Source organism: Pseudomonas sp. MDT1-16, assembly GCF_054898115.1.
Window position 1 is genome coordinate 1,457,905 of record NZ_CM142717.1, and the last position, 18,650, is coordinate 1,476,554.

Annotated in this window: 12 protein-coding genes; 8 read left to right on the forward strand and 4 right to left on the reverse strand. The window is 58.2% G+C overall.

Going from position 1 to position 18,650, the window contains the following annotated elements; translation table 11 throughout:
* Entirely contained in the window at positions 1-654 is a 654-nt protein-coding gene (locus ACYZT3_RS06515) for a Pr6Pr family membrane protein (RefSeq protein WP_282375290.1), read from the forward strand.
* Positions 655-704: 50 nt separating this feature from the next.
* Here the strand turns inward: ACYZT3_RS06515 and ACYZT3_RS06520 are convergent, their stop codons facing one another.
* Positions 705-1,490 (reverse strand): siderophore-interacting protein, encoded by a 786-nt coding sequence (locus ACYZT3_RS06520; RefSeq protein WP_462031740.1) that lies wholly within the window; start codon positions 1,488-1,490, stop codon positions 705-707.
* The gene (locus tag ACYZT3_RS06525; protein ID WP_282375292.1) at positions 1,487-2,062 is read right to left on the reverse strand and encodes a PadR family transcriptional regulator; all 576 of its coding nucleotides are present in this window, start codon (positions 2,060-2,062) and stop codon (positions 1,487-1,489) included. Before ACYZT3_RS06525 ends, ACYZT3_RS06520 begins: the two co-directional genes overlap by 4 nt.
* 504 nt (positions 2,063-2,566) lie before the next feature.
* Here ACYZT3_RS06525 and ACYZT3_RS06530 point away from each other — a divergent pair.
* The 7 genes from ACYZT3_RS06530 (at position 2,567) to ACYZT3_RS06560 (ending at position 10,006) form a co-directional block, all read left to right on the forward strand.
* On the forward strand, positions 2,567-3,046 hold the full coding sequence (locus tag ACYZT3_RS06530) for a CS1 type fimbrial major subunit (RefSeq protein WP_462031741.1): 480 nt from the start codon (positions 2,567-2,569) through the stop codon (positions 3,044-3,046).
* Positions 3,047-3,156: 110 nt separating this feature from the next.
* Positions 3,157-5,679: a CS1-pili formation C-terminal domain-containing protein gene (locus ACYZT3_RS06535; RefSeq protein ID WP_282375294.1), complete on the forward strand. Its 2,523-nt coding sequence runs from the start codon at positions 3,157-3,159 to the stop codon at positions 5,677-5,679.
* Between the two features lie 2 nt (positions 5,680-5,681).
* Positions 5,682-6,899 carry a hypothetical protein gene (locus tag ACYZT3_RS06540; RefSeq protein ID WP_462031742.1) on the forward strand — a complete coding sequence of 406 codons (1,218 nt, stop codon included), beginning with the start codon at positions 5,682-5,684 and terminating at the stop codon, positions 6,897-6,899.
* 25 nt (positions 6,900-6,924) lie between these two features.
* Entirely contained in the window at positions 6,925-7,419 is a 495-nt protein-coding gene (locus ACYZT3_RS06545; protein ID WP_282375296.1) for a CS1 type fimbrial major subunit, read from the forward strand.
* A gap of 62 nt (positions 7,420-7,481) precedes the next feature.
* Positions 7,482-8,663: a hypothetical protein gene (locus ACYZT3_RS06550; protein WP_462031743.1), complete on the forward strand. Its 1,182-nt coding sequence runs from the start codon at positions 7,482-7,484 to the stop codon at positions 8,661-8,663.
* A 43-nt stretch (positions 8,664-8,706) separates the two neighbouring features.
* Positions 8,707-9,450: a molecular chaperone gene (locus tag ACYZT3_RS06555; RefSeq protein WP_462031744.1), complete on the forward strand. Its 744-nt coding sequence runs from the start codon at positions 8,707-8,709 to the stop codon at positions 9,448-9,450.
* 55 nt (positions 9,451-9,505) lie between these two features.
* The gene (locus tag ACYZT3_RS06560) at positions 9,506-10,006 is read left to right on the forward strand and encodes a CS1 type fimbrial major subunit (protein ID WP_462031745.1); all 501 of its coding nucleotides are present in this window, start codon (positions 9,506-9,508) and stop codon (positions 10,004-10,006) included.
* A 59-nt stretch (positions 10,007-10,065) separates the two neighbouring features.
* On the opposite strand, the gene ACYZT3_RS06565 is transcribed toward ACYZT3_RS06560, so the two are convergent.
* Positions 10,066-15,135 (reverse strand): NEL-type E3 ubiquitin ligase domain-containing protein, encoded by a 5,070-nt coding sequence (locus ACYZT3_RS06565; RefSeq protein WP_462031746.1) that lies wholly within the window; start codon positions 15,133-15,135, stop codon positions 10,066-10,068.
* Between the two features lie 150 nt (positions 15,136-15,285).
* The gene (locus ACYZT3_RS06570; protein ID WP_462031747.1) at positions 15,286-18,405 is read right to left on the reverse strand and encodes a transglycosylase domain-containing protein; all 3,120 of its coding nucleotides are present in this window, start codon (positions 18,403-18,405) and stop codon (positions 15,286-15,288) included.
* Positions 18,406-18,650: the final 245 nt, after the last annotated feature.

Sequence of the window (18,650 nt, forward strand, 5' to 3'; positions counted from 1 at the left end):
ATGGTCAACCCACCGACGCCAGGTTCTGCCGTGAGGCGTCGTGTTGTTGCCGTGGCGGCTGTGCTGGGCTGGACCGGTCTGGCCATTCAGCTGTACCTGATTTTCTACTCACGCTGGACCCTGGCGGCCAGTCTGCTGGGTGGACTGGTCAGCTTCTTCAGCTATTTCACTGTGCTGACCAATACGCTGGTGGCGACCGTGCTGACCTGTGAACTGACGTCCCGCGAGTCGGCAGCGCGACGCTGGTTCTTGCAGTCGTGGGTGAGTAGCGGGATTGCCGTGAGCATCGCCGTGGTCGGCCTGGCATACAACGTGTTGTTGCGCCATTTATGGCATCCGCAAGGCTGGCAATGGCTGGCCGATGAACTGATGCATGACGTCATGCCACTGCTGTTTCTGGCTTATTGGTGGTTCTGTGTGCCGAAAGGCACGTTGCGACTGCGGCATATCGCTGTGTGGGTGATCTATCCATTGGTGTACTTCGCCTATTCGCTGCTGCGTGGGCACGAGTTGGCGGTTTATCCCTATCCGTTCATTGACGTCGGCACGCTGGGTTATCCACAGGTGTTTGTGAATGCGGGGGGGGTATTGGTGGGGTTTATAGTGATCGCGTTGTTATTGATCGCTCTTGATAGATGGCGCGCCCCAAAATGAACACAGGAGCCCCCTCACCACAGGAAACCTGGCAGGCACAAAAGCTGCGGTCATTCTTCGTCGCTGTCATCCAGCCGCCAGTAACCCACGGCTTTGACGAATTGCTCATTCAAACCATGCACCTCCAGCAACACCCGGCGTATCTGCCGCGACACTTTGCTCTCGGTCGCCACCCACGCATACAGATTGCCGCTCGGCACTTGCAGCTGCTTCACCGTCGTCAGCAGGTTGTCCTTGCCACCCTCGCGCAGTACCCAGATCACATTGACCTGCGCGGCGCTTTCCAGACGTTGCTGCTCGGCGCCGTTTTCCACTTCAACAATCACCAGTGCACGACGATTCGCGGCAAGGCCTTCGAGACGACGGGCGATGGCGGGCAGGGCGGTTTCGTCGCCGATCAGCAAGTAGCTGTCGAACATGTCCGGCACGATCATCGAGCCGCGTGGCCCGCCGATGTGCAGGAACTGGCCGGGCTTGGCCTGCTCTGCCCACGTCGAGGCAGGGCCGTCGCCGTGCAGTACGAAGTCGATGTCCAGTTCCAGCGTGTTCAGGTCGTAACGGCGCGGCGTGTAGTCACGCATCGCCGGCATCGGGCCGTTGTCTTTACCGGCACCGAGCACCAGGGTTTCCAGCGCTGCCTGTTCCGCCGCGTTTTGCGGGAACAGCAGTTTGACGTGGTCGTCCGTACCGAGGCTGATGAAGCCGGCCAGTTCAGGACCGCCCAGCGTGAGGCGGCGCATGCGCGGCGTCAGGTCGACCACCCGCAACACTTCCAGACGACGGCGTTTGATTTCATGCATGACACGGTGAATGGATTGCACGATCACTTCATTCATTCGGCTTGCTCCTGAACGGGTTGAACGACAGGGCCATCGACGATGGCTTTGGCGGTGTTGTTGAGCAGGTCGCGCACCCGCAGGATTTCTTCCGGGCTCCAGCGGCCGTGATGCATCTGCAAGGCGTGACGCAAGTTGTGCACAGCCTCGTGGATCTCGGCTGGACGATCATGGCCGCGCAATGACCGCTTGCTGACCTCGATGCGCATTCGCACGCCGTCCAGCGCAATGGCCTGATCGGTCAACGACAGACGTCCGGCGTCGGTGATGCTGTAGCGTTTTTTGCCGCCCTCGGCGTCGCCCAGAATCATTTCGCTTTCTTCAAGAAAGGTCAGGGTCGGGTAGATCACGCCGGGGCTGGGGCTGTAGGCGCCGTCGAACATGCTTTCGATCTGGCGGATCAGGTCATAGCCGTGGCACGGCTGCTCGGCGATCAGCGCCAGCAGCAGCAATTTCAGATCGCCAGGGGCGAAGACACGGGGGCCGCGACCGCCGCGTTCCCGGCCGGGGCGTTTCTCGAAGCCGTCGCGACCGTCGCCGTGCTCGCGGTGGGGGGCATGAGGGTCTCTCATTTTTCTGACCTCTGTCGTGTTTAGATACAACTTAAGATATATCTTAAGGCGTGGGCAAGACCTTTTTGTGGGACTCGTCTTTCAGTCGACGAGTGGTAGGTTGCTTCGAACCATGGAAATTTACGCATACGCCAGGCAAATTCTATTTATAGGGGATGGCTCGATAAATTAAAGTCATTGCTCTATTTTTTAATTGAGTTCAAGTTCTAAAACCTAAAAAGTCCCATGGTGCCTAGTGGGAACTGCTGTATGGTTTTTTAGTTAAATCTGTATGTAGGGCGGAACTTACAGCTGCTATTTTGTATTTTGATTTTTTGTTCTTTTTTCTTTCCGGTCATGGGGTTATTTAACTACGTGATCATAGGAAGTTGCCTGCTTACATTCCAGAACGAACAGTCGATCATGCCCCGGCGTTGAAAGTTCACATCAACACAACCCGTCACCGGTATGCGTTGTTTGAACTTTCAATGAACCGATCCTCTTCTAAAAAACAGGTACTGAACGATGTTCAAGAAATTCGCGATTGCTGCTCCATTGGCTGTTCTGGCACTGGGTTCCTCCATGGCTTTCGGCGCGGGCGAAGCTCGTCACTCCATCAGCCTCATCGCCCACGTACCCACCAACGGCTTCTACGTGGTGCCGACTGACCCTGACCTGGTCAACAAGGACCAGGACATGAGCTATCTGCCGACCACCGGTAAGATGGGCGAAGTCAACGGCTTCTTCGACGTGCGCAACAACAACGGTTCGGTTCACGCCAGCCTGGAAAGTCTGCCGAAGCTGATTTCTGGTGCCACAGCGATTGATCTGCAAGTCTCGTTCAACAACAAGGTCCTGACCACGACACCGCAAATGGTCGTGGGTGAGGCTGAGTCCGACGTGAACTTCCGCGCACCACTCAATATCAAGGCGTTGGGGGCTACCTTCGAACCGGGCGATTACACCGGTGCCGTGGCAATGATCTTCGATGCTGTCACCCCTTGATCGAACGATCAGGCACTAAGCGCTAACTTCTATAAGTAGCGTTACCCGGCGGACAACCTGCACGGCTTGTCTGCCGGACTCCAACGTGTTCGTAATCAGAGTAAGAGTTCATGTTCCCGATGACACCCATCGCGGCCGCGCTTGCGCTGTTGTTTTGTGCCAGCGCAATGGCGGCTCCTGTTTTCGCCGGTACGACACCGCGAAGTTTGTTGGCGCAGGCCAAGGGTTTGCCGGCGGATTTCGAGGAGCATTTTTTTGATGTGCCTCTGGCTGTTCGGGTCGAACTCGATCAGCAGCCGCTGGGGGAGGCCATGGTGGTGTTGTCCCGTGATGATCGCATCACCCTCCTCGAATTCACCGACACCAGCGAAAACCGTTACGGCCCGGCCGAGCGGGAAAAGTGGGCCAGCTTTCTGAAACCTGGCGTGCCGCTGGGCACGTGCACCGGTTCCTGCCCCGATCAGGTGCTGGCCGTGCATTACAACCTGGAAAACTCGCTGGTTTCGATCCTCACCGAAAACGCTGAGCGCAACGTGGAGGCTAAGCGTTATTTCGAGCAACCCGAGGGCGGCAGCAGCGGCCTGATGGTGCGCAACCAGCTCAATCTCAACGGCGGTCAACAACAGGATCTGGGCGGACGCTTCGGCCTTGAGGCCAGTGGCAGCCTGGGCAACTGGAGCCAGGCGTTCAACATGCAAATGGCCCGCCTCGGCGGCCCGGACGACAAGCTTTACCACGCGGTGCACGAGCTTTACACCCAGCGCGAGCTGCAAGGCAGTTTCCTGCGCCTGGGCTATTTCACCCCCAATTCCGAAGGGCTGACCCGCCAACCGCGCACGTTTGGCACCAGCCCCGACACGGCAGTCGGCGTCATGTACGGCAGCTCCGACAGCCTGGCGATCAACAGTCCCATGCCGAGTGTCTATCCGATCTATGTCACGGCCAATCGCCAAGGCTCGGTGGAGATCTATCGCGATGGCCTGTTGATCAACACTCAGTCGGTGCCCGCCGGTTTGCAGACGCTCGACACCCGACCGCTGGCAGGCGGGATCTATGAAGTGGAAGTGCGCCTGATCGAAGACGGCCAGATCACCTCGACCACCCGTGAGTTGGTGTACAAGCCCAACAACTGGCGCAACCTCGACGAGCGCTGGCGCTACAACCTGTTTGCCGGTGAAGAAAGCAAACTGCTCAGCAACTGGGATCAACAGGCCAGCGGCAGTGCGACGGCGGGGGCCTCGGTCAATTACTTGATGCACCCACGGGTGATTGTCGGCGCGTCGGCGCGGCAGATTCGCGAAAAAATGCAGTACGGCACCTCCATCGACTGGACGCTGGCCAACCAGATCAGCCTGTACGCCAACGTTTACCAGACGCAGGATCATGGCACCGGCCTGGACCTGCAAAGCCTCTACAACTATGGCGCCGGCAGCCTGGTCGTCAGCCACAACCGCAGCTGGCTCGACACCACCCATATTTACGACACCCTGCCGGACGGCACGCGGGTACGGCAACGCAATGTCTTCGTCGGCGAGACCAGCAACTCATCCCTGGCGCTCAATCATCGGATCAGCAGCAAAACCTCGATCAACGCCCGCGTATCCCACAGCGAAGGTAACACCGAGGGCGTCGGCCTGGACCTGGGCTGGAACCAGCGCACCGTGCTGTTCGGCAGCGATGCCAACTGGCGCTTGTCGCTGTTCGATCGGCCGGGCAGCTTCAGCAGCGGCGATGCGCGCAATCGCGGCGTCGATTTGAGCATCAATGTCGCGCTGGGCGCGCCGGGTCAGCAGATTACCGGCAGCATCGGCTCGCGCACCGACCGCGACGGCGGCCGCGACAACAACGCCTCCATCGGCTGGCGCAAGGACTTGAAGGATCACGTGCTGCAGAACGTCTCGGTGACCGCGCTCACTGATACTTACGGCGTCGGCGTGTCCAGCCTGGCCAACTTTCGCACCGACGCAATCAATGGCGATGGCTTTATCCAGCGTTCCTCCTACAACGGCAACTTCACCGGCGGCCTGAACGTGGACAGCACCCTGGTTGTGGGCGGGGAAAAAATGGTGTTGACCAGCCAGCATGAAATGCGCGGTGCCGGGCTGATTGTCGACGTGGAATCGGACATTGATGACATCGCACTGCGCGCGGACGATTACAGCGGCGGCAGTGCTGCACTGCGGCCGGGGCGCAATTTCATCCCGATCACCGCCTACCAGAACAGCTCGGTGAGTTTCGACTTCGAAGGCAACAACGTGCCTGCCGCCACCATCGAGCCGGCACGCACCCGTTATCACCTGAACAAGGGCGGTGTCGAGTACCGCAAGATCCGCGTGATGAAAACCCTGACCGTGCTCGGTCGACTGGTCGACTCGCAAGGGCAGCCGCTCAAGGGCCACCACGTGATCAACCACGCCAGTCGCGGGGTGACGGAAGTTGACGGCTTCTTCTCGATGGAAATGAACGCCGGCTCGCCGACCCTGGAAGTGCGCCAGGGCAACCAGTTGCGCTGCCAGTTCCGCCTCGATGCGAACCGTCACCGCAGTGAAAACAACGTGTTGATGATTGGGGACCTGCGCTGCACGCCGGACACCCTGGCCGATGTCGCGACCACCGAACAAAAGGCGGGTTGAGCATGAAACGGTTCACCGATTGGCTGGGGCTGGGGCTGTGCCTGTCGTTGGCAGGGCCTCCAGCAGCGGCCATCAATCAGGAGATCAAAGCGTCATTCGCGCCGGATCCGTCGCAGCCGGGCAAAAATGTTTTTATCAACAAGACGCCGAACAGTGGTTATTGCGCGACCTATCCAGAGCAATGTGTTCAACACAGCATGTTTAGTATTCAACTGCCTGTGCGTTTCGATTCCCGGCGCGCCATTGAGCCTGGCGAATCTATTGCGTTGAAGGTACCGGCCAACTGGCGACAGCTGACGGTGACTAACAGCGAAACTCATGAAACAGAAACCGTTGAAGTACGCATTATCGGCATTGGTTCCATGTTCATTCTGAGTGAATCCGTCACCACGCTGACCGGAGAGCCGGTAATAACCAAGGCCCATGACAAGCTGTGGACCAGTAATGGCTGGGTTTATCCGCCATCCCCTTGTCAGTACAGTGGTGTAGCGAGCTATGCCCCCAGAAGTTATCGATTTTTCTGGAAGGCCCCCGTGGAGGCGCCCTGCACCAAGGTGGCTGCTTTCACGATTCCGTCGATTTACTTCAACACGTTCGATTTTGCCTATGAGCTACGTACCCCCAATCCTTTGGGGATGTCTTCCGGGGTGTTTACCGGCTCGTTTTCCTACTCCATAGGCACGGGTGCGGATTTCGACTTCGGGCCGTTGATGCAGCCGAATGACAACATCCTGACCCTGGACTTTGTGCTGGATGTGCAGCACGTGCTGAAAGTCGACATTCCCCCGGGCGGCGACAAGGTTCTGCTCGTGCCCGCCGGGGGCTGGCAAAGCTGGCTGCAGGCCGGACGCAAGCCGGTGCGATTGTTTCGCGACCAGACCTTCACTCTTTCCGCCTCGTCTCGATTCAAGATGTATCTGGAGTGTTCTTCAATCCTCGGAACGGGCTGCAGTGTAAGCGATGCCGACAGCCTCATATTCGCCCCGTTGAAGGTCAGCGTGACCATGCCGCATGGAGTAACCGATGTGTACGGCAAACCGGTCGAGCACCGGGAACTGAGCACCGTCGCAAGCCCCGTCATGCTCCAGGCCAGCCAGTTTGTAGAGCGAAAACCGGGCAAGTTGCATTTCGAACTGGAGGCGTTCGATCCGATTTTCAGCCCAACAGCGCCCAAGCGTTATTCGGGCAGCGTGGTGGTGGTTTGGGATTCGGAAGTGTGATGGGCCGCGTATGGAGGATCCTCAAATGAGCAGGCAAACATCCCTGGCCCTGGGCACGGGCATTCTGATGTTGATGAGTGCGTCGGCGTTCGCGACGCGTGAAGAACATACCTTCGAAGTCCTGGTGGAGATTCCGACACCGAGTTTTTATGTGATACCGAGCGAGCCCGACTGGATTCACCGCGATCAAGTGTTGCCGTGGAATCTGAACACCGCAACGTTGGGCGGGTTACGCAAGAATTTCGACGTCAAGCATGACACCAGCGCCATCCAGGCCCGGTTGGAAAGCGAGCCGTATCTGTCAAACGGCAATGACGAGCAGAACATCTCTTTGCAGGTCAGTTTCAACGGCCAGCTACTCAGCCATGAGTCGCCGCCCCGCAGAGTGGTGTCGGCTACCGAGGCGATGATGGGGGGGCGTTTTGCGCTGGAGATCCAGCCCAAGGTGCCCGTCGGAGGTTTCCAACCGGGAAGCTACTACGGAGCGGTGCAGCTGATTTTCAGTGCCGAGGCGCCGTGAGGGGCCATGCAATGCAAAGGTGGAATCAAATAATGCAAAAGTGTTTGTGGTTCCTGGGGCTGTTGGCGGCGCTGAGCGCCCCCTCGGCGCAGGCGGCGAGTCAGGAGATCCAGGCGTTGTTTCAGCCGGATCCTGCGCAGCCGAACAAAAATGTGTTCATCAACAAAACGCCGAACACCGGGTATTGCGCGCTTTATCCAGCGCAATGCACCGATAACGGCATGTTCAGCATCCAGATCCCGGTCCGGTTCAATTCTCAGCGGGCCATGAACCCAGGCGAAGTTCTCCAGTTGCGGGCGCCGGCCAATTGGCGAAAGCTGACCGTCACCAATGCCCAAACCCTGGAAACGGAAACCGTCGAGGTGCGCATCATCGGCCTGGGCTCCCAATACGTTCTGAGTCACCCTGCCGCCGAGTTGACCGGGGAAACCAGCGCGCTCAAAGGTCATGAGCAGCTGTGGAGGGAAGGTCTTTGGGTTAATGCATCGCCGCCATGCCAATACAGCGGCGTGGGGTCTTACACCGCTGACCGGTTCCGTTTTTTCTGGAAAACACCGCAGGAAGAGCTTTGTACAAAGACCACTCAGTTCCACATTCCGTCGATTTCGTTCGACACCATGGATATCGCCTATGAATTGCGCACACCCAATCCTCTGGGCATGTCATCCGGGCTGTACACCGGGTCGTTGACCTACACGCTCGGCCCACAGGGCGATTTTACGTTTGGGCCATTGATGTTTGCGGATGACAACGTGCTGACCCTGGACTTCGTACTGGACGTACAACACACCCTGAAAATCGATGTGCCGCCGGGCGGCAACAAGGTCTCGCTTGAACCAGAGGGCGGTTGGCAGCAGTGGATCGACGGTGGCCGCAAGCCCGACAGAATATTCCGCGAACAGATCTTCTACATCTCTGCCTCGTCGCGCTTCAAGGTGATGATGGTTTGCGGCGATTCGAACGCTAGAGACCACTGCCGAATGTATGGAGGGGGAAATTACACGAAGGTGACAACCGACATGACGCTGCCTGCCGGAATCACTTCCAACGGGAGTCCGGTGAGTCGCTTCCGGTTACTGCACAACGTCTGGAGCGAGCCATTCCAGCCGAGTCAGTATGTGGATCGCCAGGTCGGTACGCTGCTTTTCGAAATCCCCCGCGAGTCGATCGAGCAGTTGCTGCAGCCAGGCACGAGCGCTTCGCTTTCCACCGCCATCACCATCATCTGGGATTCGGAAGTCTGAGTTGCCAGTGCTGATCAATTTAATTTTTACAGGATTGAAGACGATGAATCGTGTGTTCTTACTGTGGGCGCTCAGCCTGTTTTGCAGCGTTGTGCAGGCCGGGCCGCAAATCAATGTCGGCACTGTGTATGACTATCTGGATGCGGACAAAAGTACTTACTTGAAACGGGTGTTCAACAGCGGCGACGCCACCGCTTTCGTCAAGGTCAATGTGCTGGAAATTGTCTATGACGCCGACGGCACAACCCGGGAAATTCCGGTCGAAAACGCCGCCGATGGCGCCTCGCGCAACGGCGTGATGGCCAGCCCGGCACGGCTGATCGTGCCGGCCCAGGGCATGCAGGGCACGCGCTTGCTGTACATGGGCGAACGTGACCGCGAGCGTTACTTTCGGGTGCGCTTCGTGCCGGTGGTGCCAGAAAAGGAAGATGACTTTGTGGTGACCCAGGACGAGCGCGAAGACTACAAAAAGAGCCTGTCGGCCGGGGTCAACCTGATGACCGGGTTCGGCACGATCTTTTTCGTGCGGCCCAAGGACGCCCGTTTCGAGACCGCCGTCAACGAAACCGACAGCCGCTACGAACTGCGCAACAACGGCAACACAGTAGTGATCGTCGATGAATTCAAAAGCTGCTCATTGACCGAGGAAGCCGATTGCGGTGCAACCACCAAGCACCATGTAATGGCCGGCAAGACGTTCGGTTTCGACAAGGAAAAAGGCCGCGAGTACCGTTTTTTCCTGATTGAAGGCGACAGCAAAAAAACGCAGAAAATCACCAGCCGCTGAGCTGACAGGCATTCACCAATAATCTGCTTTCCATTGACGCAACAGGTAATGAAACATGATCAAGCAATGTGTTGTCGCCGCGTTGGTGGCGGTCAGCGGGCTAACGAGTTCACTGGCCGAGGCGGCTCGTGAATCGCAGATCTTTTGGGTATCTCTGGAAGTCCCTACCCGTGCCTTTTACATCTTGCCAACGGAGCCCGGCTGGTTACATCAGCCCCAGGAACTCGAATGGAATCCCGTCGCCGAAGAACTGAGCAGCGTGCGCAAATATTTCGATGTGCGGCATGCTTCCAGCGCCATTCAGGCACGTATGGAAACACTCCCGTATCTGTCGAACGGCAGGCCCAGCGAGGACATCCCGTTACAGGTCAGCTTCAATGGCGTCGTATTGCGTTCCGACATTAATGTGCAGGAGGTGGTGTCACAGGCTGAAGCGGCGGCGGGCGCTCGGGTGTTGCTCGAAATTGCCCCCGTGAAACCGGAAGGTGGCTACCGGCCGGGGGATTACAGCGGCAGCGTCGTGCTGATGTTCAGCGCCAAAACACCGGGGGCATGAATGTCTGCATCAGCGGGTACCCCTGATGCACAGGCATCAGGGGTGTTTGCGTTTGAACCTTATGACGAGGACTTTTGCAGTGCCTCGCGCGTCAGCCGCCTGCTCAGCTGCTTTTCCTGATAGCCAATGTCGTTCAGCAATTGGCCATAAACCTCATCGCTCATCGCTTGATCGACGAGCACGCTACTGTCGGCGATATCCAGTTGCCTGGCCAGGTTTTGAAGATGCCGTTTGAGGTTTTGTCTGTGCGCTGTCGGCTCTCCCTTGGCGCTGATCCAGGCCTGTTGGCTTTCGCGCAACTGATCCAGCAGGTCAGTCTTGTTTTCGTACAGCCGGGTGTTACGCGTGAACTCGTTTGGATAAGTATCACGCAGGTATTTTTCCCAGAACGGCTGCTCGATCATGTCATTGATCAAGCCATCGCCGGCTTCCATCGACATCACCGTGTCGAAGGCCGTATCGAGGGTTTTGCCGCTGACGCCCGCTATCGGGCGGAACAACATCGACTCCGACTGCCAGGGTAAACCGAGGCGTCGGGCGAGGCCGGTTTCATAGGCGAGAAATACCTCCACTTCATCAGGATTGCCTTCGCGACTGGCGAAATCTGCGCGTGCGATGTCTTCCACCCGTGCGAGGCGAGCGGCGCCTTTTGCCAGGGTGGCCAAGCTTTTTTCAAGGTCCTCGGTCGACGTCGAGAAGGCATAGGCTTCGGACACCAGCACCTTGATGCCCATGTGGTTGAACACCTGCGCACCGGCATCGGCGCAGGTGGTGGGCGCCGTCGCCATTTCAAACAGGTCCTTGCGCAACCCGGTGTCCAGGTCAATGGCCTCGATCATCCGCCAGACCCTATTGCTGAGCTGGTCGCGCCTTTCACCGCCGGTCCGGTAATCGGCGCCGAGTGCTTGTTTCTGGATCAGCTCAAAAAAGCCTTCGGAGCCAGGCTCGCTCATCAGATCGTGCCAGGCTTCTTCCCTAAAGGTGCCCAACCCGGAGACGTTGTTACTCCACCATTCGGAGTCGTCCTTCATGGGCCATTGGGCGATCGTGTCCAATGCCCCCTGGGCATAGGCTTGCTCAGGCGAAAGGCCGACTGAGCGCCGATATTCCTGGAACATAACCTTATTGGTGTCAGAGAGATCCCATTGATGCACGCGGGTACGCGCCACGATCAAGGCATCGTGGGAGCCCGGCACCACGGTCGGGATTTCACTGATCGGGTTTTGCTGCAAATCCAGAAAAAACCCCCGGGGCCGAGGCTTGTTGAATGACCCGAGCCCGAGGACGCCCTGGGGCCATGTGGTGGCGCCCGTGTTGCTCAAGCACAGCACTTTCAGCCTGGGCATGCGTTCAACGTTCGGAAGCAGGCCCAACGGCGGATTGTCATCGAGCCTGATGGTTTCCATGCGGGTCAGATTTTTCAGGCGCTCGACATCCGCTGCTGTCAACGTGATTTGGTTGTCGATCAGGCGCAGGGTTCGAAGGAAGTGCATCTGGCCGATGCCTTCGGGCAGTTGTTTCAACTCACAGGCCCTGGCACTCAGCTGCCGTAGATGCGGGAAGTTCTTGAGCAGGCCGGAAGCCTTTGCGGAAAAACGTGTGCGGTCCAGATTCAGGGTGTCGATCTGATCGAGGTACGGTTTGAGATTCGGCAGCTTACTCCACCACCGCTCAAGGTTGACGGGGAGTATTTCGTTGGACAGGTCCAGCGCATACCCGCCCTCGGCAGTGATACTGCGCTCGCCGAAGACCGTCGCCTGTCGCTGGAAACACTCGATCAGTCGATCGAAAATGTGCAGTCCGCCCTTGTCGCGAAAGGACTGGCTACCCGGCCCCCAGCCTTCAGGTTGCTGGAATCGCCACTGGTTGAGCAGCACCTTGAGGTCATCCAGCTCGCGTTCCAGTCGTGTCAAAGTCTCGTGCCCTTGCTCCTCCGGGCCGAGGGAGCGGACAAAAGTCTGAGTCTCGCGCTCGCTGAAATGCGGATACAAATCCTCCACCCGTTCGGTGAGCGTGGTCGCCGATCTGGACAAGGTCGGGCCGCGCAACAACAGCATGTCTTCGAATACCGGGATCGTGCGGATCGGCGGCTCGGCCAGCGCGGTACGACGCTCGGCGGGTGTATCGGTCTTGGCCATCACCCATTGCTTCAAAAAATTGCCCTGGCCTGGCCGGTAGCCCAATTGCGCCCGTTTTTCCGCGGGCAAGGCCTGGAGGATCGCTTCGTAAAAGTCCTGCGCTTGACTGAGTGGGCGATTGTCGCCATCCCTTATTTCATACCGGCCCCTTTCATCCCGGATCAGCACGCGGACCGTCGACGCTTCCTGGGAACCGACACTGCACCGCAGCGGCCCGATGTCTGAGGCATCACGCACTTCGATCCGTAGCTCAAGGAAGGTATCGGAATGCAGTCTCAGCGCGTTCAAAATCAGGTTTTCCGTTTCCGGAACCCACTGCACGGCGTCCTCGAACCCGGCGTAGGCATGGTTCGTTCGTGCCTCGAATGCGGCTTCGCGGGCGCGGCTTTTGATGCTCAACGGCAGTCGATGCTCCTGGGCCATGCGCTCGAGGTCAGCACCTTTTGCATTGCTCAACAGGGTTGTGACCGCACGGGTGGGCAACTCGGGAAAGGCTTCGCGAATCAGCCGGACGTGAGGATCGACGGTGGCCTGTGCGCCTTGATACAGGTAATTGAAGACATCTGCATAACGGCGTTGTGCTTCACCAGCCAGACGATTGCGCAGGGCTTGCACCTGTTCGGTTTGGGGCAATGGCCCACCGAGCAAAGCCTCGATCTGCGGGGCACCGAGAAAGTCGACCAGGCTTTGCGCGAACTGCTCGCTCAAAATGTGAGAAAGGCTGGTGGACAGGGTTTGCTCGCCGGTTGCGGTGGCATTGCCGTACTGGCGCAAAGGCCCTGTCAGATCAGCATTCTGATAAACCTTGATTGCTTTGTCCGCAGGCCAGCCATCCAGGTAAGTCGCCATCGGCTCGAACCAGTAGGAGGAGGGATCGAGCGCCTGACCTGTTCGAATCCGTTGAATGGTTTCGCCGATCAGCCGCTGGATTTCCAGGCGTTCAATGCTGTCTTCCAGAAGCGGCGGTGGGGCCGTGTGGTCGACGTACATCTTGCGCAACGCGCCCTCTTCAGTGCCGCTGATGATGCGCGCGTTTTCCAGCTCAGCGTCGCTGAAGGCATCGACACTGTGGCCCAGACGCCGCAACAGTGTCAGCCTATCCCAGGTCCGCGGGTTCTCCGCTTCGTGGGTCCAGGCGCCGAGGCCGTTGTGTTGCAACTCGGGCCTGTAGGCATTCGGACGTTGCGGATGGGTGACGCGGTAACCGTCGGTTTGTGCGTCTTTGTGCACGGCGAAATGTTTGTCATCCAGCGGCAGAATTGTTTGCCCTTCGTGGGCATGCAGGCCGAGTTCGTCAGGCCTGGAGTCGGTCGCCAAGGTTAGACCTGATAGTTCGTAAGCTTTAAGGTCGGGATGCCACAGCCGTCGTTCACCGTTGGCCCGTTTCACCGGTTTCATGCCTTCGACTAGCGGCGACAGTTTCAGGCGAGCGAGGTCGCCGATCTTCGCGCCTGCGGCAAACAGGGCCAGTTGAACGATGTCCGTGACCACGCCGACGACATGCTCGGCGGCTTCAATCCGCAGCCCTTCGGCCAGGTCGACAATACCTTCGATAACGTCGCTGGTGATCTGATACGCGGTGTACACCATCATCAATTCCCCCACGCCGGGGACGAACGGTGTGACGACCAGCAACGCCACATTGAAGATGTCCGAGACTATTTTCTTGAAGTTGTCCCACCACGCCCAACGTGCATTGCGGTCGGTATCGGCAGTTGACACGGCAATGTGCTGGGCGTCGTTGAGAATTTTGTTCAGTTTTGCCTGGTACAGGTGTTCACAAAGATCGCCTCTGATCGGCGTTGCGCTGAATTGCAGATTGACAGCGTTTTTCGGGACTTCCCTCCAGTTCGGTAGCGGGTCCGTGGTTGCTCTGTCATGCCATTTCACCTCGAACAGGCGTTGTTGCAGCTCGCCGAAAAAATGCCCTCGTTGCGTCTGATCAACGAACCGGCTGAAGTACTGGCGATAGCTCATGCCGGAGGAAGAGATGACGGCATTGTCGCGCAGCTGTCGGGTCAGTTCGTTCATGAAAGCGCTGGTCGAGGGGTATTCCTTGAGCGGATGCTCCGGGTCTTGCGGCACGTAAGCGATGACGGGCACGACACCGCGATGCTGCTCCAGATCCGGGGCGATCAGCACGATGCCTGTCAGCCGGCTGTCCAGAATGTACAGTTCAGCGAATTGCATTGCCCTGCCGTTACGCAGCAGCTTGCGCTGGCCGTCGAGCATGTTGAGGATCAGGACGCGGGCGCCGAAGTCGATATCTCCGGTCATTACCGCCTGTTGAGCCGCCGCCTTGAAAGCCGCTTTTTCGGTATCAGTGATCCAGCGCTGCAACACATACTGCGCAACGCCATCCCGGGGTCGCAGCTGTTCTTCCAGGTATTGGCTGTAGTGCGCGCCGATGTCCAGTTCGCGGCACAAATTCTGAAACCCGGGGATAGACATCTTGCGTTTGATCGGCAACACGGTGAAGTGCCCACGGGAATCGGGCTGGCTGATGAATTCCGAGTCCGGTTCACACGTTTCGTTTCGGGCGAAGTTGTGCAGCGCGGCATCGAGCAGCGATACGGTTCGCGTGACGAACCCGTCGTTCGAATCGATGAGGTACCAAGGATTTTTTTTGGGTAAATAAAGATGCAAGTAGGTAGTTTTTACATCGACCTCAACACCGAATTGTTTCTTCAGCGCGTCGGTAAGTAACGGCTCGGCGAACGGGTAAACGTTTTGCAACGTGTCGAGGAAACGGTCGATCTTGTTGCGAGAGGACCAGAGCTCGAGGTTGGCATTTTGCAAGTGCGCGTGATCGCGGTCCGTGGCTGTCTTGATCCATGGCGCAGGCGTTGTTTTCGTTAGGGCCAGCTCTCTGAGGCTTCGCAACGGAGTGTTCTTGAATGTGGGGTGAATCCGGCTCTCGATGAACGCGTAATGACGACCTTTATTGTCGGCTTGCGACAGTTCAGACGTACTTCCTTGTAAGTCAGGCATGCTGTTGATAAACCTTGGGCATTAATGGGAGTCATCAGCCTAACGCCCGAGGCTCAAAGTAAAAGTTCGAATTACAGCTGCTTAATAAGCGTTCGTCCCCACAACGCATTGGAATTATCAATGCCGAAAATAATTAATTACCGCCCTTTTTTATCCGCGGCGAGCTACCTCGACCGGCAGGCATTGCGTATGAGTACCCGGTTGCAGATACGGCGTCAGAATCGGCGCCATGCCCTTGAGCACCTGGACCGGCAACGCCGAAGTGAACTTGAAGGCCTCCGCCGTGCGCCCCGGCACGAACGCGGTCAAGGTGCCGAAATGGCTATCGCCGATGAAGAACACGAAAGTCGCTGTCCGGTTGATGGATTTCGAGCTCAGAATCCGTCCGCCCGAACCGATGGCTTCAATGCGGTTATCCCCGGTCCCGGTTTTGCCGCCCATGGCCAACGGTTTGCCATCCGGCGTTATGAAACTGCCAGAAACACGTTTGGCCGTACCGGCATCCACCACTTGCGACAAGGCTTCGCGCATGGCCGTGGCGACCTCGGACGGCATCACCCGTTTACCGACATCCGGGTCATTGATCAGTTTGGTTTCATACGGCGTGTTCGCCGCAAAGTGCAGGCTGTCGATACGCAGGGTCGGCATGCGCACGCCGTCGTTGAGAATGGTGCCGATCAGCTCCGCCAATGCCGCCGGACGGTCGCCGGAGCTGCCAATGGCGGTGGCCAGCGACGGCACCAGGTGGTCGAACGGATAGCCGACTTTTTGCCAGCGCTGGTGAATGTCGAGGAACGCTTCGATCTCCAGCATGGTGCGAATGCGGCTGTCGCGCGCACCTTTGTGACGGCTTTTGAACAGCCAACTGTAGACTTCCTGACGTTCGAACTGGCTGGCTTTGACGATCTGGCTCCACTTGGCATCCGGGTTGTTCAGCAGGTAGCCCATCAGCCACAGATCCAGTGGGTGAACCTTGGCGATGAAGCCCTGATCCGGCAAGTCGTAGGCGCCGGGGCTGTAATTTTCGTAGAGCCGTTGGAGGCGCTCGTCCGTCAGTTTTTCGGTGAGCTTGTCGCTTGTGAGGTGTGAACGCACGAAGGTGTTGAAGCTTTCCTGACTGGCCTGTGGCAGCAGATAACGATGCACGGCGGCCATGCGAATCGGTGTCGGGCGCATGCTGTCGAGGAAGGTTTCGAGCCGCGCCTGGGTGTCCTTGTTTTTGTACTTCTTCCAGAATTTCAGCAGGAACGACGTGCCTTCGCGGTCGGCAAAAGAGGCCAGGTATTCCTGACGCCGAGGGTCGCGATCGTCCTTGAGCAACTCGGCACTGCTGTTGGGGCCGGAGTAGGTGGTGTAGCGCACAAGGTCACGCATCAGCCGAATGAATGGCAGGTTGATCGATTCGCGCAGGGCATCGCGCAGAGTAGGCAGGCGGCCGTTGTCTTCTTTGCGGAAGTTCACGAATGTGTGTAATCCACCGCCGGTAAAAAAGGCTTCGCCGGGGCTGGCGGAGTATTTGCGGTCCAGCGCGGCACCCAGCATTGCCGGCAGGTTGCGGTCTGTATTCTGGATCAGGTAATCGACGGCCCAGCGGCTCAGGCGATCCTGATCCGGGACGTCGACTTTCTTCAATTCCGGTACGGTCATCTCAGCGTACTTATCGTGCAGCTCGGCGATGATTTGCAGATAGGTCGTCAGCACGCGCATTTTCGCGGTGGAGCCCAGTTCCAGCTTGCTGCCTTCATTGATATCGAACGGCTGATCGGTGCTGTCGGTCTGCACCCGCACCCGCGAACCGTCCGGGGTCAGTTCGAACAGGGTGAAGCTGTAGCGCACTTGCGTGGTGCTGGTGGGTGTCAGCAGGCGTTCGCCCATCAGGCCAATTTGTGTCGCAAAAACCGGGTCGGCCAAATGCTTGAGGTATTCGGTGGCCTGGGTTTGCAGATTGCCTTGCAGCGTGCTGGTGGCCGAGAGATCGAGACGATCGAGGTCGTACAGCGGCCGATTGAGCAATCCGCCCAATCGACTGCGCGCCACACTGATGCCTTTGTTGGTTTCGATCGGTTGAATGGTCGGCTGGGTCTGCCAGTCGCGATAGGTCACTTTGCTGGCCAGCGCCGCTGAGGCGAGGGGCGCATCGATCACGCCGTTCTGTGCCAGCAGGCGAATGTGGCTGTCGGTGAGGTCGGCCAGCTCCTCGTGACCCTTGGTCAGGTAATGGGAAGGGCGGCGCTGGGCAATCATCAACGAGAGCATTTCACGAAGCGCCAGGCCTTTTTCCGACATGCTTTTCGGATCTGTCGCGTTGCTGGCCAGCCGTTCGTTGGCCTTGTTGAAATCGGCGCCGTACCAAACGCGCAAACCTTCGGCCATGCCATGCACTTCACCGTGGCCGGGTACGGCCGACAGCGGCACGCTGTTGAGGTAATCGCGAACCACGTTCTGCCGAGCTTCCAGCGTTTCCGGTCCGGCCTGATAGGCGCGCACGCTGGCGGAAATCATCTGGCGGATTTTTTCCGCGCCCGACACGGTCAAGCCATCGGGCGAATGCCGGTACTTCTCAAGTTGCGTCGCCAGGGTACTGCCGCCCGCCGACTGGCCTGGCAGGTGCAACAACTTGGCGACCTGGGACCATGCCGCCATGCCGAACCGCGGCCAATCCACGGCGGGGTTGGCCCGGGGCTGACGGGGATCGAGCAGGAAGCGGTTTTCGATGAACAGCAAACTGTTGACCACTACGGGAGGGATCGCCGCAAAGCTTGAATAAAGTTGTTGTGGGTAGTTGTACTGGTAAAGCGGTGCCGCTCGGCAATCCGTGATCGACAGTCCAGCCTGAATTTTCTCCGCGTAGGGCACGAAAAGGCCCTTGTCGGTGTAGTCCATCAGCTTTTGGGAAAACCGGGTTTGTGACGCAATAACGTAATCGCGCTTGATCAGACGCGGCAGGAATTCATCCATGGAACTGTAGCCCAGACGCAGGTCGAAAGGCCCGGCGCCCGGATAGCGAATGGCGTCGCTGGGGCCGCGTTGCATTTCATAGGTCAGGGAGGCGGCAAATTGGCTGACTTCCCGGGATTGAAATTTCGAGGTGCGCATTTCCTTGGCGGCAGCCAGACCCAGGACAATCAGAATAATCAGCAACAACAACCAGAAAGCCCCCCAGCCGTGTTTCGTGCGACTGCTACGAGGTTTTTCAGGTAAAGGCGCTTCATCCACACGTTCAGTCGGGACCACATTTTTACTCGAATCGGTTTGCCATAAAGCGCCCATAGTCGACTGATCCATTCACGCAGATTGATCGGGCTTGTCTGAAGCTTAGACGGTGGTTGGCGATGGTGAAAAAATTGTGATCCTCCAAATGTCGTGGATCCACTTTGACCTGTGGCGAGGGGATTTAGCGGAACGCCGCACCGCCCCGTCCGGCTACGCAGCAGTCGTAATCCTTCAAGCGCGGTCTTTCTGAAAGGGCGAGGGTGACTGGTTTGGGGCGGCTGCGCCACCCAACGGGGCGGTGC